The following is a 23,323-nucleotide window of genomic DNA, read 5'->3' as shown; positions in this document are numbered from 1 at the left end:
GGCGGAATTACCGCCGCGGGCTGGAAGGGTCCGGCGGGAACAGCGCGAGATAACTGCAATAAACCGCGGCGATGAACAATGGCAGCGCCAGCAGGCCGATGCTGACCGTCAGCAGGTAACCCAGCCAGTGGGAGTTGGCGAACGCCACCAGGATGACGACATAGACCAGGAAAAACGGCGCGACCAGAATCAGCAGGGGTCTGGCATGTTCACGGCAGGCGGAAAAACTTTCGGCAATTGCGTCCAGCGGCTGACGGTTGCCCAGCACCGTGAGCGGCACGCTGTAAAGCAGCGCCATGCCGAGCAGCACCGACAGGCCCGCGACCAGCACCATGCCCGCGAACGTGATGAACGGCGTGCCGCCGGCCAAGTCCGCCGTCAGGCCGGAGATCATCGATCCGCCGATAAGCAGGTAGCCGACGATCTTTACCGCCATCACCAGTCCGAGGGTGACGATGCCGAGCAGCACCGCGCCGAACAGCCTGCCCTCGTGGCTGAAGATGCGCAGCAATTCCTGCGTCGGTTGGGCGACCCAGGTCTGCAACAGGGCCTGGGCGGAGGAAAGCGGCGGCGCCGATTCCGGTTCCGCGGGATTCGGGTGCGCGCGGCCCCAGATCACGCCGGCGAGCAGCATGGGCGTGATCAGGATCAACAGCAGGTGGCCCATGAAGGGAATCAGCGTCAGCAGGAAGCCGAGGACGATATACACCGCCGCCATGCCGTACCAAAGGGAGGGTTGCTGCCGCACCAGGCGCTGGCCGCAGGCGATCCAGGTTCCGGCCTGGGCGGGGCCGGAGCCTGTCGTGCCGTTGTCATCGGCCGGCGCGGACATCAGAAGCGCTTGATCACCCAGGTGGGAATGGCAATGCGCGATTCGAAGTCGCTGCGGCGGAATTGCCCGCTGCCTTCCTGATCGATGAGGTAATAAGGCTTGCCCTTCTTCGGAACCACTTTGATCATGTAGAGCCGTCCGTTCAGCCGGTACTCCTCGTGGATTTCCGTGCCCTTGGTGGTGATGGTCACTTCCGGTTCCGGCTGGCCGGCGTCCGGCAGTTCGGGGGCCGCCGGCGGGTTGTAGTTTTCCGGCGGCGGTGGTGGTGCCGGCACACTGGCGGCGGGGGCCGGTTTTTTGACCCCGTTCGCCGCCGGCTCGGCCGCCAGCGCCGGCGCCAGCAGGACCGCGAGAATGAGCAAAGAGGCAAGGCGCATGTTTTGTGCTCTAAAGGTTCAGTTTGATTTCCTGTTCCGCTTCCGACGCCTCGAAACCGGTTTCCTCATAATACCGGAAGATCACGTCCAGTACCTCGTCGGCGGTGTTCACCACGGTCACGAGATCCATGTCGTCCTTGTCGATGACACCCTCGCGGACCAGCGTCCCCTTGAACCAGTCGAGCAGGCCGGACCAGAACGGCGCGTGCACCAGGATGACGGGCATGCGCGTGGTCTTGCCGGTCTGGATCAGCGTCAGCGCCTCGACCAGTTCGTCGAGGGTGCCAAAACCGCCGGGCATGCCGATGTAGGCCTTGGCGTATTTGACGAACATCACCTTGCGCGCGAAGAAGTGCTGGAACGTGAGCGTGATGTTCTGGTAGCGGTTGGCGTGCTGCTCGTGCGGCAGGCGGATGTTCAGGCCCACGCTCGGGGACTTGCCGGCGTAGGCGCCCTTGTTGGCGGCCTCCATCAGCCCCGGGCCGCCGCCGCTGACCACCGAGAAACCGGCATCGGAAAGTTTGCGTGCGACCTCCTCGGTCAGGGCATAATAGGGATGCCCCGGTGATGTGCGCGCGGAACCGAAAATGCTGACCGAGGGTTGAATCTGGGCCAGTTGTTCATAGCCGGCGACGAACTCGGCCATGATCTGGAAGATCTTCCAGGATTCGCGCGACATGGTGCCCGAGGGTGCGATCTCGACGCGGTACTGGGAGTCGACTCCGTTGGGTTTGGGGTACGGCGGTTCTCTATCTTGGGGATTTCCATCATTCATTTATGTAGCCCTGCTCGCTTTGCATGTCTCGTGATTCATATATGATTTTTAGCACAAAAGTGGTGCCGGAATGCGCCCATGACGGAGCCAAGGACATTATTATCGCTCGGTCAGTCGAAGCCCCGATCCTGCCATGAGCCCCAAGGCCGGAGACAGGAAAAAACCCGCGAACAAGGCGTCGAAGGTGTCGGCGGACGGGAAGAAAGGCGGGCCACTGGTCCTGGTGGACGGCTCATCCTATCTCTACCGCGCCTTCCACGCCATGCCCGCGCTCGCCAACTCGCGCGGCGAGCCTACCGGCGCGGTCTACGGCGTGACCAACATGCTGCGCCGCCTGCTCGCGGACTACGACACCGAATACATGGCGGTGGTGTTCGACGCCAGGGGCAAGACCTTCCGCGACGACATCTACCCCGAGTACAAGGCGCACCGCCCGCCGATGCCGGACGATCTTTCAATCCAGATCGAGCCGATCCACGCCATCGTGCGCGCCCTCGGCCTGCCGCTGATCCAGGTCGAAGGCGTGGAGGCCGATGACGTGATCGGTACGCTGGCGCGCGCCGCCGCCGCCGAGGGACGCGAGGCCGTGATCTCCACCGGCGACAAGGACATGGCGCAGCTGGTGGACCGGCATGTGCAACTGGTGGACACCATGAAGGACGCCGTGAGCGACCGCGATGCCGTGATTGAAAAATTCGGCGTGCCGCCGGAACGCATCATCGATTATCTCGCACTCGTGGGTGATACCTCCGACAACATCCCCGGCGTGCCCGGCGTCGGCCCCAAGACCGCGGCCAAATGGTTGCAGGAATACGGCTCGCTCGACGCGGTCATGGCGCATGCGAATGACGTGCCCGGCAAGGCCGGCGAGAGCCTGCGCGCCTCGTTGGGCCACCTGCCGATGGCGCGCCAGCTGGCCACCATCAAATGCGACGTGGACCTCAAGCTCGCGCCCGGCGACCTCAGGCGCGCGGCGCCGGACGCGGCGCGCCTGCGCGAATTGTTTTCGCGTCTGGAATTCAAGTCGTGGCTGGCGGAGCTGGGCGGCGCCAACGCCCCCGCGGCGGCAGCCACGCCGGCCACGACGAATGCGAAATACCAGATGATCACCGACATGCCGGCGCTCGATGCCTGGCTGGCGCGGCTGGCGCAATCGAAACTGTTCGCCTTCGATACCGAGACCACCAGCCTCGACGCGATGCAGGCCGAGATCGTCGGCGTGTCGTTCACCGATCGGGCGGGCGAGGGCGCCTACGTGCCGCTGGCGCATGAATATCCCGGCGCGCCGGAGCAGCTCGGCCGCGACGCCGTGCTGGAAAAACTGAAACCGCTGCTGGAAGACGAAAGCCGTCCCAAAATCGGACAGAACTTCAAATACGACATGAGCGTGCTGGCCAATTACGACATCCGGCTGGCGGGCATGCGCTACGACACCATGCTCGAATCCTACGTGCTGGATTCGACCGCCTCGCGCCACGACATGGATTCGCTGGCGCTCAAGTACCTCGGCTACAAGACGGTCAAATACGAAGAGGTCGCCGGCAAGGGCAAGCACCAGATCAATTTCCGCGAGGTGCCGCTGGATACGGCCACGGCCTACGCCGCCGAGGATGCCGATATTACTTTCCGCCTGCACCAGCACCTGTGGCCGCGGCTGAAGGAAACGCCGACGCTGGTGAAGCTGTTCGACGAGATCGAAATGCCGCTGGTGCCGGTGCTGGCGCGCATGGAACGCCACGGCGTGCTCATCGACGTCGCCATGTTGCGCGCGCAAAGCCACGAGCTGGGCAAGCGTCTGCTCGAGCTCGAGACCGAGGCCTACAAACTTGCCGGTCAGCCGTTCAACATGGGCTCGCCCAAGCAGATCCAGGAAGTGCTGTACGACAAGCACAAGCTGCCGGTGCTCAAGAAAACCCCCACCGGCCAGCCGTCCACGGCGGAAGAGGTGTTGCAGGAACTGGCGCTGGACTATCCGCTGCCGCAGCTGATTCTCGACTACCGCAGCCTGGCCAAGCTCAAGTCTACCTACACCGACAAGCTGCCGGAGATGATCGATCCGAAAACCGGGCGCGTGCACACCTCGTATCACCAGGCGGTGGCAGCGACCGGGCGGCTGTCCTCGACCGATCCGAATCTGCAAAACATCCCGGTGCGCACCGCCGAGGGGCGGCGCATCCGCCAGGCCTTCATCGCCGCGCCCGGGTACCGGATCATGTCGGCCGACTACTCGCAGATCGAGCTGCGCATCATGGCGCATCTCTCGGGCGACAAGGGGCTGATTCATGCCTTTGCCAACAACATGGACGTGCATCGCGCCACCGCCGCCGAGGTATTCGGCGTGGCGCCGGATCTCGTGAGCGATGACATGCGCCGCGCCGCCAAGGCCATCAATTTCGGATTGATCTACGGCATGTCGGCCTTCGGTCTGGCGAAGCAACTGCGCATCGAACGCGTGGCGGCGCAGGAATATGTCGAGCGCTATTTCGCGCGCTACCCCGGCGTGCGCGAGTTCATGGAGCGCACGCGCGAGACCGCGCGCCGCCAGGGCTACGTCGAGACGCTGTTCGGGCGGCGCCTGCACACCGCCGAGATCAATGCCGCCAACATGAACCGCCGCCAGGCCGCCGAGCGCGCTGCGATCAACGCGCCGATGCAGGGCACGGCGGCGGACCTCATCAAGCGCGCCATGATCGTGGTGGACGCATGGATTCCGCGATCCGGCCTCGACATCCGCATGATCATGCAGGTTCACGATGAGCTGGTGTTCGAGGTGGCGGAAACGGCCGTCGACACCGCGCGCAAACATGTGCGCGCCGCCATGAGCGGCGTGGCGACGTTGTCCGTACCATTGGTGGTGGATATCGGCGTGGGCGGCAATTGGGACGAGGCGCACTGAGCAAACACGTATGAAAGTTACGTGAAGCGGGCGCCAAGTTTTACCATCCGCAACGAAAAGGCTTGAACTAATCCGAACGCGGTGCGTCATAATGCGCAGACGATGACTTCGTCTTGCTCCGCTCCACCTCCCTGAGCGGGGCACGTTCCGGATGCACAATCCGGAACATGTTCGGCCCCGGACACTCTCCCCTTGTCTCCGGGGCTTTTTTTGTGTCAGCGATATATTTTTCAACCGCCAAGGTCGCCAAGAAAGACCAGAACCTATTTCAAAATTGATTTTGATGTAGGTTGGGTTAAGGCACGAAGTGCCGAAACCCAACAACGGCACCGATGCGTTGAGGTTCGCTTTGCTCACCCCAACCTACAAGGGGGTTTTGAGCCTGGCCCCAAGTTTTCTGAAAACTTGGCGTTCTTGGCGTCTTGGCGGTTAAATTTTCTTTTTATTCAGAATTGACCTTGTAAATTGACCGGGAAGCGGGCTGTGGTATATAAAGCCGGCCTGATTTCCGCCCTCGCCGCCGCGCGATCCGAAAATCAATCCGGTTTCCGTCGTATTTTCATGGGGGTTTTATGAAAAACATGCTGTCTGTCGCCACCGCAATGAGCCTGTGGCTGGTAATGATCGCGCCGGCGCAGGCCGCAAACGGCAATGTCGCGGCCGGCCAGGCCAAGGCGGCGGTATGCGCCGGTTGCCACGGGGCCGATGGCAACGGCGGGGCCGACCCCCTGTGGCCCAAGCTTGCCGGTCAGGATTCGGCCTATATCGCCAAGCAACTGGCCGACTTCAAATCCGGCGCGCGCAAGGATCCCATCATGGCCGGCATGGCCGCCCCCCTCAGCGCCGCCGACATGAAGAACATCGGCGCCTATTTCGCCAGCCTCAAGCCCAAGCCGGGCGCGGCCCAGGACGCCCAGCTGGCGAAGCAGGGCGAGAAGGTTTACCGCGGCGGCGACGCCAAGATGGGCGTGTCCGCCTGCATGAGTTGCCACGGCCCCTCGGGCCACGGCATCCCGCCGCGCTTTCCCAAGGTCTCCGGCCAGAACGCCGCCTATACCCGCAAGCAGATGCTGGCCTTCAAGGCCGGCAGCCGCGCCAACGACGGTGAAATTATGACCCGCATCGCCTTCCGCATGTCGGAACAGGAAATCAAGGCGGTGTCGGAATACATGGCCGGCCTGCACTAAGCGCTTAGAACCCCTCTAACCTCAGCAACCTTGGCACGGCAGCGTGTTTTCTGCCGTGCGGCGGCAGGTGCCGGCCTTTGTCCGGCCCCCGCCAAGCCCCTTGCCGCAACGCGTCAATGCGGCCTGAATTAAATACCAATCCATTTCAACAGCTTAGCCAGCCGGCCGGCATGGCATGAGTATTGCTCTTTCAGATACTGAGAAGCGCGGAATCACGGCAGAGGTAAAGCGGGATTCCGGGACGGCCCAAACGGGGGCAAAAGGAGCAAGAACCATGTTAAGCCATATCGTGAATCTGGTGAACGATTACCAAGTGGTGCACGGCGCGCGGCCGAACGTCGTGTACATGAACGAAACCCATTACGGGTACCTGCGCGAGGAACTGCCGGGCGTGCGCGATCACGACAACCTGGTCGCCATCCTCGGCGTGGACATCGCCCTCAGCGACGAGGCCATCCGCCCGCAGGTCGCCACCGTCCGGTTTGCTTCCGAGAATATACTGGTCAGCTAGACAAGAATTTTGTGCGGGGTGCACACACGGGCCGGACCACCGGCCCGTTTCTTTTTGTAAGTTATCTAAAAGATTTCTGAAACCGCAGATAAACACGGATTAACACGGATAAAACCAGCGAACAGTTTTTGCTTTCGATCTGTGTTTATCCGTGTTCATCCGTGGTTAAGATTCTTATAGCGTCTTAAAAACCTTTTCCGCCTTGTCCAGGGTTTCGTCGATATCGGACTCGGTATGCGCTGCCGAGACGAAACCGGTCTCGAACGCCGACGGCGCCAGATAGACTCCCTCGCGCAGCATCCCGTGAAAGAATTTTTTGAAGCGCTCGACGTCGCAGGCCATGACCTGGGCGAAACTCGTCACTGATTTTCCCTTGGTAAAGAAAATCCCGAACATTCCGCCGACCTGTTGCGTTACCAGCGCCACGCCGGCGCGCTGGGCCCGTTCGGCCAGGCCCCGCGCCAGCATGGCGGTCTTGGCCGTCAGCGCCTCGAAGAACCCCGGCTGTGATATTTCCCGGAGCGTGGCCATGCCGGCCGCGAGCGATACCGGATTGCCCGACAACGTTCCGGCCTGATACACCGGCCCTTCCGGGGCGAGGCGAGCCATGATGTCGGCGCGCCCGCCGAAAGCACCCACCGGCAGCCCGCCGCCGATGACCTTGCCGAGCGTGGTGAGGTCGGGCTGGATGCCATAGTGTGCCTGGGCCCCGCCCAGGGCCACGCGGAAGCCGGTCATGACCTCGTCGAAAATCAGCACCGCGCCGTGCTGGGTGCACAGCTCGCGCAGGGCTTCCAGAAAGCCCGGCACCGGCGGCACGCAATTCATGTTGCCGGCCACCGGCTCGACGATGACGCAAGCGATGTCTTTCCCGATCTTGCCGAACAGCTCGCGCGCCTGAGCGGCGTTGTTGTATTCGAGCGTGAGTGTGTGGCTCGCCAAATCCGCCGGCACGCCGGGCGAGGTCGGCACGCCGAGCGTGAGCGCGCCCGACCCGGCCTTCACCAGCAGTGAGTCGGCGTGGCCGTGATAGCAGCCCTCGAACTTGATGATCTTGTCGCGGCCGGTGAAGCCGCGCGCGAGGCGAATCGCGCTCATGGTGGCCTCGGTGCCGGAGCTGACCATGCGCACCTTCTTGATCGACGGCACCAGCCGGCAGATCAATTCGGCCATGTCGACCTCGATGCGCGTCGGCGCGCCGAAGCCGAGGCCGTACTCCATGGTTTCCTTCACCGCCGCCATCACCCGGGGATGCGCGTGGCCGAGGATCATCGGTCCCCAGGAGCCGACGTAGTCGATGTAGCGCTTGCCGTCCTCGTCCCAGACATAGGCGCCCTGACCGCGCGCGAAGAATACCGGGTCGCCGCCCACGCCCTTGAACGCGCGCACCGGCGAATTCACGCCGCCGGGGATGCACTTCTGCGCGCGCTTGAAGAGGTCGGAGGAGGTGGTCATAAGTCTTGGTTAATGAATGTTAGCCACAGAGAGCACAGAGGTCACAGAGTGAAAGCCGCTTCTTTCCTTTCTCTGTGTGCTCTGCGATCTCTGTGGCAAAGACTATTAAAAAACTATTATTTGAATAGCTGTGCATAGCGTTCGGCCGCGTTGCGGACATCGGCTTGGCCGAACACGCCCTCGATCACCGCCAGCGCATCGGCCCCGGCCGCGATCAGCGAGGCGCCATTTTCCGGGGTAATGCCGCCGATGGCAACGACGGGAATGTGCAGTTTCTTTTTTGCCTCCCGCAGCAGGTCGAGGCCCGCCTGTACCGCCTGCGGCTTGGTGCGCGAAGGGAAAAACCGGCCGAAGGCGATGTAATCCGCCTCCTGCTTTTCCGCTGCCTCCGCGCGCGCCAGCTCGTTGTAGCAGGACACGCCGATGATCGCCCGTGCTCCCAGCAGCTTCCTTGCCTCAGCGAGCGGGACATCCTCCCGCCCCAGGTGCACGCCATCGGCCCGTGTTTCCTTCGCCAGTGCCACATCGTCGTTGACGATGAACAGCGCGCCCCGCCGCCGGCACAGCGCGGCAAGCTCCGACGCCTGCCGTGTTCGTTCCGTAGCCGCGTGTTTTTTATCCCGGTATTGAATGACCCGCGCCCCGCCCGCGATCGCCTGAGCGACCGCATCGATCAGGCGCGTGTCGTCGAGATAGTGGGTATCGGCGATGACGTACAGACCCGCGACGTGTAATTGGCTGACCATTTTTTGACCATTAAAAATCTGCCGCGTAGTATGCCAAGCAACAAGACAATTCGGAAATCCCCGGTTCCGCTCGATGGAAACAAGAATGCACAAGCCGAAATTTTTCATCACCGATGTATTCACAAGCCGGAAATACGGAGGAAATCCGCTGGCGACTTTCATCGATTGCGAATCCCTGTCCAGTCAGGAGATGCAGAGAATCGCCAGGGAAATCAACTTCTCCGAAACCACGTTCATCACATCGCGCCAGCCGCAAGACGGCGGGTATGACGTCCGCATTTTCACGCCCCGGGCCGAGGTGGAATTCGCCGGCCACCCGACGCTGGGAACGGCCTACGTCATTCGCGAGAAGCTGCGTCTGACCACGGCAAGCGAAGTGGTGCTCAATCTTCGTGCCGGGAAGATCCCGGTCACGTTTTACGAAGTATCGGGACAGGCGTCCAGACTGTGGATGCGGCAAATGCCTCCCCGGTTCGGCAAGCGGCTTGAAGCCGGCACGCTGGCGCGCCTGTTGGGACTCGCCGCCTCCGACATCGCCCCGGACTTTCCGGTCGAGGAAGTGTCAACGGGCTTCCCGACGCTGGTGGTACCGCTGGCAAGTCTGGCCGCGCTCAGACGAATAAAAATTAACCGGGACGAATATTTCGCTTTGGCCAACGACGCTTGGGCCAAAATCATCCTGGCATTCAGCCGCGAGGCCTATGAAGCGGGCCAACACCTGAGCGTGCGCGTGTTCGCCGATTTCTACGGCATTCCCGAAGATGCCGCCACCGGCAGCAGCAACGGCGCGCTCGCGGCCTATCTCGCGCGTCATGAACTGTTTGGCGCCCCGAATATCGACGTGACAGTTGGCCAGGGCTATGAAATGGGAAGGCCCTCCGATCTGGCACTGCGGACAAACAATACGAAAGGAGAAATCGAAGTGTCTGTTGGCGGCAGCGTGGTTGAAGTGGCGGAAGGTGTTTGGGGCTGACAGTGCCCTAAAACCCGATCGAATCCCACCTCTCCACCCAGCAACACACATGATCAAAATCCGGAAGCGTAACCACTTCCGGCTGCTGATCCGGCGGGAAGCGTGCCAGGAAGGCATCGGTAACGCGACGACCGACAACGGCGTCGCGACCACCGACAAAGTGACGCTGCGGCAGCGTACGCAGCGCGTGCCAGGCATCCGCCGGGTTCAGTGAGTCCGCAAGCGCGGGGAGGCCGTGCATTGCCGTCCAGGCGCGATGGTCGAGATTCCCCGCCACCGTGACGAGCCGGATCACATCATTGCGTCGTGCCGCCACCAGCGCCGCCACCGCGCCGCCGCCCGAGTAGCCGACCAGCACCAGCCGGGTGGCGCCGACGCGTTGCTTCAAGGCGTCGATCGCCTGACTGCTGGCCTCGATCACCGGCGGGGCGAAGCGCCCCGCGGTCCAGAATGCCGGCCGGCAATTCTTCGCGTCGGCGGCGTCGACATACTGGCAGGGGCGCGCCAGGTACGCCGCCGCACCCCACGGGTGGCGCAGCGCCAGCTCCAGCGCGACCGGGTTGCGCGGTGTCGGGTCGCTGGCGGCCTGTGACCGGGTCAGCCAGGCTTGGCCGTCGCCTTCGATGTAGACCGTCAGGGTATCGGCCGGGATGGTGTGCCTCGGCACATAGGCCGACAGGATGAAGCTGTCGGTCGGCAGGCGCAGCTTCTGCCAGTCCGAGCGCGCGGCCAGTTGCTCGGCATGTTCCCAGCGGGCCTGCGGCGAAAGACCGGCGCAACCGGTGAGCGCCAGCAGCAGCACGACGAGCGCCTGGCGCAAGTTCAGTTCCGTCCCGGCGCCAGGTCGCCCAGCGCATCCAGCAGGGGATCGAGATATTTCTCGTAATGCCGCCAGCGTTCCACCGATGTCTTGTAGATTGGCTGGCGCACCTGCGTCACGCTGGCGGTGCGGATCGAGCGCTGGTGCTTGTGGAAATCGAGACAGGCGGCGTTCCAGTCGAGCCCGCCATAGTCGAGCAGGCGGCGCGCCTGCGTCTCCGGGTGCGCGACGATGTCTTCGTATTGCACGTCAAGGAAGGCACCGGCTGGCAGCAACGCGCGCCAGTGATTCATCAGCTGCACGTAGTCCACGTAGTAGCGTCCCAATTCGGCCAGATCGTAGGTCTGGTTCTGCTTGCGGTTGAACAGCCGGGTGAAACAGGACAGGCAGGTGTCCACCGGATTGCGATTGACGTGGATGATCTTCGCGTTCGGCAGCATGAGGTGGATCAGACCGACGGCGAAGAAGTTCGCCGGCATCTTGTCGGTGATGTGTTTGGCCTCCGGCGCCCGTCGGCGCAGTCCGGCCACATAGTCCGTTCCCCAGGCCGTCAGTTGTGCCCGGTCGATGGCAAGCAGGTTCTCGGGATAGCCGGCCCCGTTCACCGGGCGCTGGGCGATGGCAAGGAGATCGGGCAGCTCGCCGGCGCCATGCACGTCGGGATGGCTGGCGAGGATCTGCTCGGTCAGTGTGGTGCCGGAACGCGGCATGCCCAGCACGAAAATCGGAACCGTCGAGGCGTCGCCGGCGCCGCGCAGGCGTTCGAGGGTTTCCCGGCTGAAAGTCCGCATGATCGAATCGAAGTGCTGGGTCACCGCTTCCGCGTCATAGTCGTAGGTGGCGCGCTTCAACCGGCAGCCTTCAAGGAAATGCGGAAAGGCCTGGTCGTACTGTTGGCTGTCGTCGTAGCTCTTGCCCAGCGCAAAGTGCAGGGTGATCCATTTTTTCGCCGATAGCGGATGCGCCGGGTCGCGCGCGGCCTGCTCCGCCGCTTCCAGGGCCGCGAGGTTGGCGTCACCGGCGGTGACCTTCCTGACCTGCGCCAGATGGAAGCGCGCCGGCAGGCTGTCTTGCTTCAGCGCCAGCGCTTGGTGGAACAGCGCCTCCGCCTGGTCCATGTCGCCGCGCTCCATACACAGATGGCCGAGACCGAGCAGCGCCTCGTGGCACCCGGGGTCGATCGCCAGCGCCTTTTCGAACATCGCACGTGCCTCGTCGCTGCGCGCCATCTCGGTGTAGATGTTGCCCAGCTGGCCGCACATCTCGGCCTTTTGCGGGGCCAGCTCGACGGCGCGGCGCGCGCAGCGCTCGGCCTCGGCCAGGTGCTCCTGCTCGTGATGGAATCGCGCCAGCCCGATATAGGCCTCGGCGTAATCGGGGCGGAGCCGCAGGGCCTTGCGAAACAGGGGCAGGGCGGCGTCGTATTGATCCAGCACGTTGCGCACCATGCCGAGATTGCACAGCGCCTCGGCATGGTTCGGGTTGAGGCGCAAGGCCTGTTCGAGCGGTTCGACAGCCTCGTCCGCGCGCTCTTCTTCCAGCAGCACCGCGCCGAGATTGCTGAGCGATTCCACATATTGCGGATTGGCGGCGATGGCCTGGCGATACCAATCCATCGCTTCGTCCGGCTGCTTGCGCGCGCGGCAGATGCTGCCCAGGTTGTTGAGTGCCGGCGCGAAGCGCGGTTCGAGTGCCAGCGCCCGGCGCTGACAGGCCTCGGCGCGGTCATAATCCTTGCGGTCGTAACAGGCGATGCCCAGATTGCCATGGGCCGCCACCATGCGCGGGTCGAGTGCCACCGCCCGTTCGCCATGCCGGATCGCGTCATCGAGCCGCCCCGCCTGGCGGTACATTTCGCCGAGGTTGGAGTGGAACAGCGCGACGTCGCCGTTGTGTCGGATGGCTTCCTCGATCAGCTTGATGGCGAGGTCCGGCTTGCCGGCCTGATGCGCAATCACGCCCAGCAGGTGCAGGGCAAACGCATGGTGCGGCTGCACCTGCAATATCTGGCGCAACACGCGCTCCGCCTCCGCCAGCCGGCCCTGTGACTGATGCTGCGTCGCCAGCACCAGCGCCTGCTCGATGGAGAGCGGCTGCGGCTGGCTCCGTGCGCCGGGGACGATGGGCTCGGCGAGAAGATCGGAAGGCGAGGGTGGTTTTTTCATTCGGTCATTGCCGGTACGCCTGAACGATCGCGAGCAGGGGCTGCAAATGATTCTCGAAATGCCGCCAGCGCGCCACCGAGGTTTTATAGATCGGTTGGCGCACCTGCGCCACGCTGGCGGTTTTCACGTGCCGCTTGTTCCGGTGGAAGGCCAGGCAGTTGTCATCCCACGGCAGGCCCAGATAGTCGAGCAGGCGCCGCGTCTGGCCTTCGGGGTCCGCCACCAGGTCCTCGTAGCGCAGATCGAGTATCGAGCCGGCGGGGAGCACCGCATGCCAGTGCCGCATCAGCGAGATGTATCGCACGTAGTAGCGGCCGAGCGTGCCGAGGTCGTAGGCGAACTCCATGGTGTCGTTGAACAGACGCGCGTAGTTCGAGAAGCACGAGTCCATCGGGTCGCGCATGGCGTGGATGATTTTCGCGTTCGGCAGCATCAAACGGATCATGCCGATATGGAAAAAGTTCGCCGGCATCTTGTCGGTGATATACCGGGCGCCGGGCGCCAACCGCCATACACGTTCCACATAGGCCTCGCCCATGTGTTTGAAATCATCCGGGACCAGGTCCGGCACGAAATCGGGAAAGCGCCGGCCCGCGCGCGCCGGGGCATCCATGATGACCTGATTCAGGTCCGGCAATTCGCCCGCGCCATGCACCGCCGGATGGCTGGCGAGGATCTGCTCCAGCAACGTCGTGCCCGAGCGCGGCATGCCGACGATGAAGATTGGCGTCTTGTCGCCGCCCGGCACGTCCCGGCGCGCGGCGAAGAAGTCACGATCGAATACCGCGATCAGCCGTGCCAGCATGTCGTCGGCGCGCGCCTCGTCACAGGGCAGAAGTTCGTGCTGCAGGCGGTTGCCTTCGGCGTAGGCGGCGAAGGCGTCGTCATAGCGCCCGACGTCCTCGCGCGCCTTGCCGAGCGCGAACCAGTAGCGGATGCGCGCCGGCACCGGCATGGCGCCGGCCTTGGCGAGATTGCGCTCCAGATGCCGCAGCTGCGGGTCGTCGGCGCGATAGGTCTTGAGCGACGACAGGTTGAAATGCGGTTCGACGAAATCCGGGTTGGCCTTGATCGAATCCTCGAAACAGCGGCGGGCATCCTCCAGCCGACCCTGCAGGCTGTAGATCGCGCCCAAGTTGTTCTGGGCCTCGTGGTGCGCCGGGTTCAATGCGACCGCCCGGGCATAGGCGGCTTCGGCGCCGGCCAGGTCGCCTTTTTTTTCCAGCGCGGCGCCGAGGTTGTTCCAGGACAGGCCGTGATCCGGATTGAGTTCGAGCGCGCGCCGATACGCACGGATGGCGGCATCCCATTCTCCCTTGTCAGTGAGCGCGAGACCGAGGTTGTAGTGCGCTTCGAGGTCATTCGGCGCCAGTTTGGTTGCACGCCGGCCCGCAGCCACGGCCTCATCCAGCCGCCCCAGGCGGCGGCACAGCTCGCCCAGGTTGCGGTGATAGAGCGCGACTGCGTCATTTAGCCGCACCGCATGCGCGATAAGTTCTGCTGATAACGGCAGCTTTCCAACCTCGAACGCGATAAGACCCAGCAGGTGCCAGGCGGCGTGATGATCCGGTGTTGAATCAACGATCTGGCGCAGAGCGGCCTCGGCCTCGGCGAGCTGTCCGTTGCGCTTGTGGCGCTCGGCCAGGAGCATCGCTTCATCCGCCTTGAGTGCAGGTCGATTCACGGGCGTCAGCGGGCTCCTGTTCAAATCAAATCACTCAACCATTGTGTCACGCATGCTCTGACTCTTGCTCAAACCAAATCAGTCAACAATTCCCACAATAATTCTAAGGCTATACTGAATATGTATAGCAGGAACAGCAAGGATGCCTATTCGGGCATGCTCGATGTGCGCTGTTCCTTTGGGGGTGTTGTATGAACCGCGTGTACCGTGTCCTCTGGAGTCAATCCCGCCAGGCATTTATCGTTGCCCACGAAAAGGCAAAAACCCGGGGCAAGCCGGCCTCCACCCGCAAGGCCGTCGCCCTGGCGGTGTTCCTGGCGCTGGGCGCGATGGCAGCAGCACCCGCGATGGCGGCGACCAGCTGCCCCAATACCGGCGGTTCGACCATCTCTATCGCGGCGGCCGAGACCTCGACCTGCAACCTCGCGACCGGCGACGCGCTCACGGTCACCAACACCGGAGCGATCAGCGGAGCCAATCCGGCGGTGGCGGTGGACGGCACTGACGCCACCAGCATAACCAACAGCGGCACGATTTCCGGCACAACCTGGGGCATCGACGTCTACAACGCGGGCAGCGTGACCGGTGCCATCAGCAACAATAATTCCATCTCCGGCGGCAATTTCGGCATCCACATCGTTACCGGCAGCAGCGTCGGCAGTATCGCCAACAACGCGGGCGGAAGCATCGCCGGCAGCGGCGGCATCGGCCTCTTCACCGGCAGCAGCGTGACCGGCGGCATCAGTAACAGCGGCGCCATCAACGGCGGTAGTTACGGCATCGGCCTCAACAACAGCAGCCTGACCGGCGGCATCGTCAACAGCGGCACGATCACCGGCAGCAGCGGCATCTACCTCGTCAATGGCGGCAGCGTGGACGATATCGATAATGCCGGCGGCACGATCAGCGCTTCTGTCGGCATCCGCCTCGTCAGCAGCAACGTGACCGGCGGCATCGTCAACAGCGGCCTGATTACGGCCAGCACCGGCATCCACCTTTCCTCGGCCAGCACAGCCGGCAGCATCAGCAACAGCGGCACCATCGCCGGTGCCTACAACGGCCTTTATCTGAGCCGCAGCAGTTCCGTGACCGGCGCCATCACCAACGAGGCGACCGGCACCATCGCCAGTTCGAGCGGCAGCGGCGCCGCCATCCTGCTCAGCTCCGGCAGCACCGTCGGCAGCATCACCAACGACGGCACCATTTCCGGAGGCCGAAACGGCATCCGGTTACAGGCCAATACGGGTGGTTCACCCACGGGAGGATCAGGCGCCAGCAGCGTGACCGGCGACATCACTAACACCGGCACGATCTCGGGCAGTTCCGCCGGCATCGCTCTCGACTCCGGCAGCAGTGTCGGCGGCAGCATCGTCAACAGCGGCACCGTCGCCGGCAACAATGCCGCCATCGACATCCGGGGCAGCAGTTCCATCGCCGGCAGCATCACCAACGATGTCGGCGGCACCATCATCGGCCGCACCGGCACCGGCACCGGCACGGGGGCGAATACAGCTATCTATATCTCCAGCAGCAACATCGGCGGCAGTATCACCAACAGCGGCACGATCACGGGCGGGATATATCTCAATAACGGCAGCAGCGTCACCGGCGGCATCACCAACAACGCCGGCGGCACGATCTCACGCAGCAGCGGCAGTGGCGCCGCTATAACGTTAAGCACCAGCACGGTTGGTTCGATCACCAATGCCGGCACTATTTCGAGTAACGTCTATGGCATCTGGCTGGTCGGCGCCGGGTCGCCCACGGGCGGCATGCTTCCGAGCAGCGTGACCGGCAGTATCACCAACAGCGGCACGATCACCGGCGGTTCGAACGGCATTTATCTCTCCAGCAGCGAAGCGGGCAGCATCGTCAACAGCGGCACGATCACCGGCAGGGATGGCGCCGTGCTGATTTCCCGCAGCACGGTCGGCTCGATTACCAACGAGGCCGGCGGCACCATCTCCGGGACCGGCCAGTCCGGCCTGCGTATCCAGAACAGCAGCAGCATCAGCGGCGGCATCGTCAACGACGGCACCATCTCGGGCGCGCAGACCGGACTGTACGTCTCGAACAGCAGCAGTGTGGCGGGCGATATCACCAACAGCGGCACGATCGAGGGCACCAGAGGCTCGACCAGCGGCACCGGGTACGGAGTTTATCTGTCGGGCGGCAGCACTGTCGGCAGCATCACCAACAGCGGCACGATCCAGGGCATCGGCGGCACCAGCAGCGGCAGCGGGTACGGCATCTATGTTTACGGCGGAAATATAGGTTCTATCGACAACAGCGGCACGATCAGCGGCACGGGAGCGAGCGGCGGGTTCGGCATCCGCCTCGTTTCGGGCAGCACCGTGACGGGAAGCATTACCAACAACGCGGGCGGCACGATATCCGGCGGCAGTACCGGCATTTTTGTCGACTCGAGCAGCACCGTCGGTTCGATCAGCAACGCCGGCACCATCAGCGGCGGCAGCGGTCCTGCCATCAACATACAGGGGACGGTGACCAGCGGCATCACCAATACCGGAACAATCAATGGCACGGTTTCGCTGGGCAGCGCGACGCTTAACCTGAACGGCACGGCCGGCAGCATTAGCGGCGCGGTAACGGGGGGAGCCGGCTCCATCGTCAATGTGAACGGCACGTTCACCACGGCCGATACTTTTGCCGTGGATACGTTCAGCATCGCCAGCACCGGGCGCCTGAACATGGGGCATGACATCACGCCAGCCACATCATTTAACAATGCCGGCACCCTGGCTGTGGCCGCGACCGACACCGTGACCATCAGCGGCGACTACACACAAACCTCGACCGGTACGTTCCAGACCGGCGTCACCGACGACAGCACCTACGGCAAACTGGTGGTGACCGGCACCGCCACCCTGCCCACCGGCGCCAAAATCGACGTGAATGTAGCCGACCCCAATTTCGCCTTCACCGCCACCAGCATGGCCGGCATCATCAGCGCGGGCACACTCGCCAGCGACGGCAGCTTCGCCGTCACCGACAACTCCGCGCTGTTCGACTTCACGGCCAGCCGGAACGGCAACGCGGTCGATCTCGTCCTGGCGGCTCCCGGCAGCGGCGGCAGCACCGGCGTGGTGGCTGCCGTGACCAGCACCGGCAACAACCCGGGCCTGGGCGCCGCGACCGTGCTGGATGGCCTGGTGGCTGACTTCACGGGCGGCGGCACCGGCAACGCCGACATGGACAGCGTGATGGCCGCCCTGGGCGCGCTGACCACGAATCGGCAGGTCTCCGATGTCGTCACCCAGATGTTGCCGCTGATGACCGGCGGCATGACCCAGCTCAGCTTCGCCAACCTGCGCGGCGTGAATCGCGTGGTGCGGGCGCGGCTGGAGGCGAATCGGGGCCTGTCTTCGGGCGACGACTTTGCCGGCAATCGCATGGTCTGGCTCAAGCCGCTGGGCGCCTGGGCTGATCAGGAGGACAGAAATGGCGCCTTCGGTTACGACGCGCAGACTTACGGGGTGATGCTGGGCGCGGATGGCGAACTTTCGGAAATTTCGCGCATCGGCGCCGCCTTCGCCTACACGCGCAGCGACGTGGACAGCAACTCGGGCGCGCAAACCGCCGATGTGGACAGCTACCTGGCCGTGCTGTATGGCACTCGCAGTCTGGATGAGAACACGGAACTGAACTGGCAGGCCGATTACGGCTATAACCGTAACCAGGGTAACCGGTACATCGCCTTCGTGAACCGGACTGCCCAATCGAGCTACCACAGCGACAGCTTCCATCTCGGTGCAGGCATAGGCCGCACCCTGCCAATGAATGAAAAGACCAGTTTCACGCCATCGTTCCGCGCCGACTACACCACGATCAAGGAAAATGGCTACACCGAAACCGGTGCCGGTGCACTCAACCTCGCGGTCGATGGCAAGACCACCGACGAACTGATCCTGGCGGTGGACGGCAAGTTGGCGCATGCGCTGAGCGATACCTCCACCCTGACCGCGAATCTGGGCATCGGCTACGATACCCAAGCCGGGCAGGCGTCGATGACGACATCGTTTTCTGGTGGTGGCGCCGCCTTTACGACCGATGGGATCAATCCTTCGTCCACCGTGGTACGCGGCGGGCTCGGCATGGTGATCAACGCCAGCGATGCGATGGAGTTCACCGCACGCTACGACCTCGAGACGCGCTCCGGCTACACCGGGCAAACGGTTTCGGTCAAATTCCGGATGCCCTTCTGATCGAAACCGCGACCCGAAAAAAAGCCCGGCAACGCCGGGCTTTTTTTGTTTCGGGTTACCTGACGCGCCGGGCTCAATCCCTGTCCTCGCCCTCCGGCTCGTCCATTTCCCACGCCCAGTACAGCCGGTTCGGCAGCGGCTGGCCCATGCCGGGGCGGAAACTGTGTTTGAGGGTCTCCCAGGTGTAGCGCAGGGCTTCACCCACGGCGTTGACGGGATCGAGACCGTGCGCCAGTGAGGCGGCGCAGGCCGAGGCCAGGGTGCAGCCGGAGCCGTGATAACTGCCGGGCAGGCGCTCGAACACGAAGGTCTCGAGCAGGCGCATGTTGCCGTACAGGCGGTGGATGACCTCGGTGGTGTTCTCGTGCGTGCCGGTGACGAGCACGTATTCGCTCCCGAGCGACATCAGTCCCTGGGCGCAGGCGTCGAGCGTATCGGCGTCGGGCGCCAGTGCGCGCGCCTCCAGGCTGTTGGGCGTGATCAGCGTGCTCTGCGGGATCAGCAGGCTGCGCAGGGCGTCGTCGAGCATGTGGTCGGCCAGGGCGTCGCCGCGGCCGGAGCGCTGCACCGGATCGAGAATGAGCGGGATGTCGGGATAATCCTCGACGATGCCGGCGACCGCCGTGGCCACGGCGCTGTTGCCGAGCATGCCGATCTTGAACGCCGCCACCGGCATGTCTTCCAGCACTGCGCGCGCCTGCGCGATCACCAGCTCGGTCTCGGTGCAGGTGAACTGCTTGATGCCGGTGGTGTCCTGCGCGGTCACGGCAGTGACGACCACGGCCGGGTGGCAGCCGAGGCTCGCCAGCGTCAGCACGTCGGCGGTGACGCCGGCGCCGCCGGTGGGGTCGCTGCCGGCGAACACCAGCACCACGGGCGGGGCGGTAGCGCTCATGGCGCCGGCACCGCGTTGAGCACCAGCGATTTCAGCGCCGCGATGAAGCCCGGATGGCTGTTGAGTGCCGGGGCCACGCGGTAGTGCGCGATGCCCTGCGCGCGCGCCAGCTCGGCGTAGGTGATGCCGAGCTCGAACAGGGTCTCGACGTGGTCCGACACGAAGGCGATGGGATACACCAGCATCTGTTTCACGCCGGCCGCGGCCTTCTCGCGAATCACGTCGTCGGTGTAGGGCCGCAGCCATTCGAGCGGCCCGACCCGGCTCTGGTAGCACAGCGTGGTATGCGGCCAGTCCAGCTGCGCGCACAGAGCATCGTAGGTGGCGCGGATCTGGCGTTCGTAGGGATCGCCGCCGTTCACGATTTTCTGCGGCAGTCCGTGGGCGGAGAACAATAATTCAATGCGCGCCGGATCGGGGTCGGGAAATTTTTTCAGCTCGGCGCGCAGCGTGTTCACGATCGCTGCCTGGTAATCGGGCTGGTCGTACCACTGTCGCACCAGCGTGACGGAAGGCTGATAGTTCGCGCGCCGGCACTGGCGCTGGAACTCGTTATAGGCGCTGCCGGTGGTGGTGATGGAATACTGCGGGTACAGCGGCAGCAGGATCACGCGCGCGTAATTTTTCTGCTTGAGCATCGCCACCACTTCGTCGGTGAGCGGATGCCAATAGCGCATGCACACGTGCACGTCGAACGGGCCGCTGTCGGCGAGTGCCTGTTGCAGGGCCTGGGCCTGTGCGCAGGTGTACTCGAGGATCGGCGACTTGCCGCCAATGGCGGCGTAGCCATGGGCGGCCTCGGGCGCGCGGCGCCACGCGATCAGGCTCGCGAATGGCCGCTGCGTAAGCCAGCCGAGCGGCAGGCGGAAAATATCCGGATCGGAAAAAAGGTTGAACAGGAACGGCCGCACCGCCGCCAGCGAATCCGGTCCGCCCAGGTTGCACAGCACCACTGCGACACGGTCTGACATCGCGCGGATTCTACCGCCAGCCCCGTGGTTTCACCATGAAGGTGAAAATGCGATCATTGCCCTTTATACATCGACCGGCAGCAAGGGGTGGGAATGAAGTCTTACATGTGCGTGATCTGCGGTTACGTCTACGAGGAAGAAAAGGGCCGCCCGGAAGACGGCATCCCCCCGGGCACGCGCTGGGAGGATGTGCCGGAGAACTGGAAATGCCCCGATTGCGGCGCCGCCAAGTCGGATTTTGAAATGATCCAGATCTGAGCTTGTGTTGGCCCGATAGCCGGACCGGGTCGTGGGCTACAATGGGAAGACGTTCTTAACTACCCTGAATAACAAGGAAAAGGACACCCAAGGCAGGGATCATGCATAGCGTTATCTGGGTTGTGATGGCCGTGGTGGTGGTCTGGGGACTGGCCGCCCAGCGCGTGCCGGGACTGGTGTGGGCCACGGTGCTGGCCTCCGTCATCGCCCTGTGGGATGTGTTTCTCGATCCGCCCGCCCCGCTGTGGATCGCCGCCTGGTCGGTGTTTGTCGTCATTGTCCTCCCGCTCGCGTTCACCCCGTTGCGCCGCGTTCTCATCAGCGCGCCGCTGCTGCGCGTGTTCAGAAAAATCATGCCGGCCATGTCGGACACCGAGCGTGAGGCGCTCGAGGCCGGCACCGTGTGGTGGGAGGCGGAACTCTTTGGTGGCGACCCGGACTGGGAGCAGTTGTTCAATCTGCCGCAGCCGGCGCTGTCGGAAGAAGAACAGGCCTTTCTCGACGGGCCGGTAGAACAGTTGTGCGCGATGCTCGATGACTGGGACATCACGCACGAGCGCCGCGACCTGCCGCCGAAAGTGTGGCGTTTCCTGAAGGACAAGGGTTTCTTCGGGATGATCATCCCGAAGCAGTACGGCGGGCTGGAATTTTCCGCGCAGGCGCATTCGGCGGTGGTGATGAAGGTCGCGAGCCGCTCGATCACCGCCGGCGTCACCGTCATGGTGCCGAACTCGCTCGGCCCGGCCGAGCTGCTGCTGCACTATGGCACCGAAAAACAAAAGCAACATTATCTCCCGCGCTTGGCGCGCGGCCAGGAAGTGCCGTGTTTCGCCCTCACCGGCCCCGAGGCCGGCTCGGACGCCGCCAACATGCCCGATCGCGGCGTGGTCTGCCGCGAGACCTTCAAGGGCAAAAAAAACACGCTCGGCATCCGTCTCAACTGGGACAAGCGCTATATCACGCTCGGGCCGGTGGCGACGGTGCTCGGGCTGGCGTTCCGCCTGTTCGACCCGGAACACCTGCTGGGCGAGGAAGAGGATCTCGGCATCACGCTCGCGCTCATCCCCACCAACACCCCCGGCGTCAAAATCGGCACGCGCCACAACCCGCTCGACATCCCGTTCCAGAACGGACCCAACTGGGGCGAGAACGTGTTCATCCCGCTTGACTGGGTGATCGGCGGACGCGAGCGCATCGGCCAGGGCTGGCGCATGCTGATGCAATCGCTCGCCGCCGGGCGCTCGATCTCGCTGCCGGCGCTGTCCTGCGGGGCCGGCAAGGTGGCCTGCCGCGCCACCGGCGCCTACGCCCGCATCCGCCGCCAGTTCAAGCTGCCGATCGGCAAGTTCGAGGCGGTGGAGGAAGGGCTCGGGCGCATCGCCGGCTACACCTACCTGATGGAAGCGGCGCGCACGCTCACCGCGCGCGCCGTGGACCTGGGCGAGAAACCCTCGGTGGCCTCGGCCATCGTCAAATACCAGCTCACCGAGCACATGCGGCGCGTGGTCAACGACGCCATGGATATCCAGGGCGGTTCCGGCATCTGCCTCGGGCCGCGCAATTTCATGGGCCGCGCCTACCAGGCCCTGCCCATCAGCATCACGGTCGAGGGCGCCAACCTGCTCACGCGCGCGCTCATCATCTACGGCCAGGGCGCGGTGCGCTGCCACCCCTATGTGCTGAATGAAATCCGGGCGGTGGCGGAACCGGACCAGAAACGTGCCGTGAAGGATTTCGATGAAGCGATTTTCGGCCACGTGCGCTATACGATCAGCAACATCGCGCGCGCCTTCTGGCTCGGCCTGACCTCGGCGCGCCTGGTGCGCGCGCCGGTGGACGGACCGACGCGACGCTACCTGCAGAAGCTCACGCGCCTGTCCACGGCCTTCGCGCTGATCTCCGACATCGCCATGCTGACGCTCGGCGGCGCCCTCAAGCGCAAGGAAAAAATCTCCGGCCGCTTCGCCGACGTGCTGGGCTTCATGTACCTGGCTTCGGCGGTGATCAAGCGCTTCGAGGACGATGGCCGCCCGGTGGAGGATATTCCACTGCTGCACTTCGCCTGCCGCTACTGCCTGCATGAGGCCGAAAAGACGCTGGTGGTGATCCTCAAGAATTTTCCCAACCGTTTCCTCGCCTGGCTGGTGGGCGGGCTGGCATTCCCGACCGGCCGGCGCAATCATGTGCCGGACGACCGCATGAACCACGACTGCGCGGCGCTGCTGCTCGAGCCCTCGCCCGCGCGCGACCGGCTGACGCGCGGCATCTATCTGCCGACGACGACGCGCGCCGCGCTCGGCCGCCTCGAAGACGCGCTGCCGCGGGTGATCGCCGCGGAACTGCTGGAACGCCGGCTGACCAAACTGGCGGAGGAACAGCCGCTGCTGCACGGCGATCTCGAGTCGCAGCTGAAGGCGGCACTGGAGCAGAATATGCTGAGCAATGCCGAGGCCAAGCTGGTGCGCGCCGCCGTTGCGGCGCGGCGCGCTGTGATCGCGGTGGATGATTTTGAAAAAATATAATTAACAGGATTAAATTTAGAACATGTGCTT

At 63.9% G+C, this 23,323-nt stretch carries 17 protein-coding genes; 7 read left to right on the top strand and 10 right to left on the bottom strand.

Annotated elements, in window-relative coordinates; genetic code table 11:
* Positions 1–7: 7 nt before the first annotated feature.
* Genes SCL_RS13685 through SCL_RS13675 form a run of 3 tightly spaced genes read right to left on the bottom strand, consistent with a single transcriptional unit; the run spans position 8 to position 1,888 of the window.
* On the bottom strand, positions 8–832 hold the full coding sequence (locus SCL_RS13685) for a hypothetical protein (protein WP_096361736.1): 825 nt from the start codon (positions 830–832) through the stop codon (positions 8–10).
* Complete coding sequence (locus SCL_RS13680) at positions 832–1,209, bottom strand: DUF2782 domain-containing protein (RefSeq protein WP_096361735.1); 378 nt, start codon at positions 1,207–1,209, stop codon at positions 832–834. Before SCL_RS13680 ends, SCL_RS13685 begins: the two co-directional genes overlap by 1 nt.
* Before the next feature lie 10 nt (positions 1,210–1,219).
* Positions 1,220–1,888 carry an LOG family protein gene (locus SCL_RS13675; protein ID WP_096361734.1) on the bottom strand — a complete coding sequence of 223 codons (669 nt, stop codon included), beginning with the start codon at positions 1,886–1,888 and terminating at the stop codon, positions 1,220–1,222.
* A gap of 229 nt (positions 1,889–2,117) precedes the next feature.
* On the opposite strand from SCL_RS13675, the gene polA reads away from it, so the two are divergent.
* The 3 genes from polA to SCL_RS13660 all read left to right on the top strand — a co-directional run bounded on the left by polA (position 2,118) and on the right by SCL_RS13660 (position 6,578).
* On the top strand, positions 2,118–4,880 hold the full coding sequence (gene polA / locus SCL_RS13670; protein ID WP_096361733.1) for a DNA polymerase I: 2,763 nt from the start codon (positions 2,118–2,120) through the stop codon (positions 4,878–4,880).
* Between the two features lie 572 nt (positions 4,881–5,452).
* The gene (locus SCL_RS13665) at positions 5,453–6,067 is read left to right on the top strand and encodes a c-type cytochrome (protein WP_096361732.1); all 615 of its coding nucleotides are present in this window, start codon (positions 5,453–5,455) and stop codon (positions 6,065–6,067) included.
* Between the two features lie 274 nt (positions 6,068–6,341).
* Positions 6,342–6,578, top strand: coding sequence for a hypothetical protein (locus tag SCL_RS13660; protein WP_096361731.1), 237 nt, complete (start codon positions 6,342–6,344; stop codon positions 6,576–6,578).
* Between the two features lie 174 nt (positions 6,579–6,752).
* On the opposite strand, the gene hemL is transcribed toward SCL_RS13660, so the two are convergent.
* Both hemL and thiE read right to left on the bottom strand, forming a co-directional pair.
* Positions 6,753–8,033 carry a glutamate-1-semialdehyde 2,1-aminomutase gene (hemL, locus tag SCL_RS13655; RefSeq protein ID WP_096361730.1) on the bottom strand — a complete coding sequence of 427 codons (1,281 nt, stop codon included), beginning with the start codon at positions 8,031–8,033 and terminating at the stop codon, positions 6,753–6,755.
* A gap of 116 nt (positions 8,034–8,149) precedes the next feature.
* On the bottom strand, positions 8,150–8,779 hold the full coding sequence (gene thiE, locus SCL_RS13650) for a thiamine phosphate synthase (protein ID WP_096361729.1): 630 nt from the start codon (positions 8,777–8,779) through the stop codon (positions 8,150–8,152).
* 73 nt (positions 8,780–8,852) lie between these two features.
* Between thiE and SCL_RS13645 the strand changes: the two genes are divergently transcribed.
* Positions 8,853–9,752: a PhzF family phenazine biosynthesis protein gene (locus SCL_RS13645; RefSeq protein WP_338054902.1), complete on the top strand. Its 900-nt coding sequence runs from the start codon at positions 8,853–8,855 to the stop codon at positions 9,750–9,752.
* Between the two features lie 7 nt (positions 9,753–9,759).
* On the opposite strand, the gene SCL_RS13640 is transcribed toward SCL_RS13645, so the two are convergent.
* The 3 genes from SCL_RS13640 to SCL_RS13630 are packed head-to-tail and all read right to left on the bottom strand — an operon-like array spanning position 9,760 to position 14,421.
* On the bottom strand, positions 9,760–10,572 hold the full coding sequence (locus tag SCL_RS13640) for an alpha/beta hydrolase (RefSeq protein ID WP_096361727.1): 813 nt from the start codon (positions 10,570–10,572) through the stop codon (positions 9,760–9,762).
* 2 nt (positions 10,573–10,574) lie between these two features.
* Entirely contained in the window at positions 10,575–12,737 is a 2,163-nt protein-coding gene (locus SCL_RS13635) for a tetratricopeptide repeat-containing sulfotransferase family protein (RefSeq protein ID WP_096361726.1), read from the bottom strand.
* A 4-nt stretch (positions 12,738–12,741) separates the two neighbouring features.
* Entirely contained in the window at positions 12,742–14,421 is a 1,680-nt protein-coding gene (locus SCL_RS13630; RefSeq protein ID WP_148665106.1) for a sulfotransferase family protein, read from the bottom strand.
* A gap of 191 nt (positions 14,422–14,612) precedes the next feature.
* Between SCL_RS13630 and SCL_RS13625 the strand changes: the two genes are divergently transcribed.
* Positions 14,613–18,647, top strand: a complete 4,035-nt coding sequence (locus SCL_RS13625) for an autotransporter domain-containing protein (RefSeq protein WP_096361724.1) — start codon at positions 14,613–14,615, stop codon at positions 18,645–18,647.
* Positions 18,648–18,720: 73 nt separating this feature from the next.
* On the opposite strand, the gene thiD is transcribed toward SCL_RS13625, so the two are convergent.
* Entirely contained in the window at positions 18,721–19,542 is an 822-nt protein-coding gene (thiD, locus tag SCL_RS13620; RefSeq protein ID WP_096361723.1) for a bifunctional hydroxymethylpyrimidine kinase/phosphomethylpyrimidine kinase, read from the bottom strand.
* Complete coding sequence (gene hemH / locus SCL_RS13615) at positions 19,539–20,513, bottom strand: ferrochelatase (protein WP_096361722.1); 975 nt, start codon at positions 20,511–20,513, stop codon at positions 19,539–19,541. Before hemH ends, thiD begins: the two co-directional genes overlap by 4 nt.
* A gap of 87 nt (positions 20,514–20,600) precedes the next feature.
* On the opposite strand from hemH, the gene SCL_RS13610 reads away from it, so the two are divergent.
* Both SCL_RS13610 and SCL_RS13605 read left to right on the top strand, forming a co-directional pair.
* Positions 20,601–20,771 carry a rubredoxin gene (locus SCL_RS13610; protein WP_172426063.1) on the top strand — a complete coding sequence of 57 codons (171 nt, stop codon included), beginning with the start codon at positions 20,601–20,603 and terminating at the stop codon, positions 20,769–20,771.
* 101 nt (positions 20,772–20,872) lie between these two features.
* Positions 20,873–23,293: an acyl-CoA dehydrogenase gene (locus SCL_RS13605; protein ID WP_197702649.1), complete on the top strand. Its 2,421-nt coding sequence runs from the start codon at positions 20,873–20,875 to the stop codon at positions 23,291–23,293.
* Positions 23,294–23,323: the final 30 nt, after the last annotated feature.

This window comes from Sulfuricaulis limicola (genome assembly GCF_002355735.1).
In the GTDB taxonomy this organism is placed as follows: Bacteria; Pseudomonadota; Gammaproteobacteria; order Acidiferrobacterales; family Sulfurifustaceae; genus Sulfuricaulis; species Sulfuricaulis limicola.
This window is presented reverse-complemented; position numbering and strand designations above follow the sequence as displayed.

Coding starts and splice junctions, on each gene's coding strand:
- SCL_RS13645 (WP_338054902.1), top strand. CDS start 8,853: ATGGAAACAAGAATGCACAAGCCGAAATTTTTCATCACCGATGTATTC.
- hemL (WP_096361730.1), bottom strand. CDS start 8,033: ATGACCACCTCCTCCGACCTCTTCAAGCGCGCGCAGAAGTGCATCCCC.
- SCL_RS13680 (WP_096361735.1), bottom strand. CDS start 1,209: ATGCGCCTTGCCTCTTTGCTCATTCTCGCGGTCCTGCTGGCGCCGGCG.
- SCL_RS13635 (WP_096361726.1), bottom strand. CDS start 12,737: ATGAAAAAACCACCCTCGCCTTCCGATCTTCTCGCCGAGCCCATCGTC.
- hemH (WP_096361722.1), bottom strand. CDS start 20,513: ATGTCAGACCGTGTCGCAGTGGTGCTGTGCAACCTGGGCGGACCGGAT.
- SCL_RS13675 (WP_096361734.1), bottom strand. CDS start 1,888: ATGTCGCGCGAATCCTGGAAGATCTTCCAGATCATGGCCGAGTTCGTC.
- polA (WP_096361733.1), top strand. CDS start 2,118: ATGAGCCCCAAGGCCGGAGACAGGAAAAAACCCGCGAACAAGGCGTCG.
- SCL_RS13685 (WP_096361736.1), bottom strand. CDS start 832: ATGTCCGCGCCGGCCGATGACAACGGCACGACAGGCTCCGGCCCCGCC.
- SCL_RS13660 (WP_096361731.1), top strand. CDS start 6,342: ATGTTAAGCCATATCGTGAATCTGGTGAACGATTACCAAGTGGTGCAC.
- SCL_RS13665 (WP_096361732.1), top strand. CDS start 5,453: ATGAAAAACATGCTGTCTGTCGCCACCGCAATGAGCCTGTGGCTGGTA.
- thiE (WP_096361729.1), bottom strand. CDS start 8,779: ATGGTCAGCCAATTACACGTCGCGGGTCTGTACGTCATCGCCGATACC.
- SCL_RS13625 (WP_096361724.1), top strand. CDS start 14,613: ATGAACCGCGTGTACCGTGTCCTCTGGAGTCAATCCCGCCAGGCATTT.
- thiD (WP_096361723.1), bottom strand. CDS start 19,542: ATGAGCGCTACCGCCCCGCCCGTGGTGCTGGTGTTCGCCGGCAGCGAC.
- SCL_RS13605 (WP_197702649.1), top strand. CDS start 20,873: ATGCATAGCGTTATCTGGGTTGTGATGGCCGTGGTGGTGGTCTGGGGA.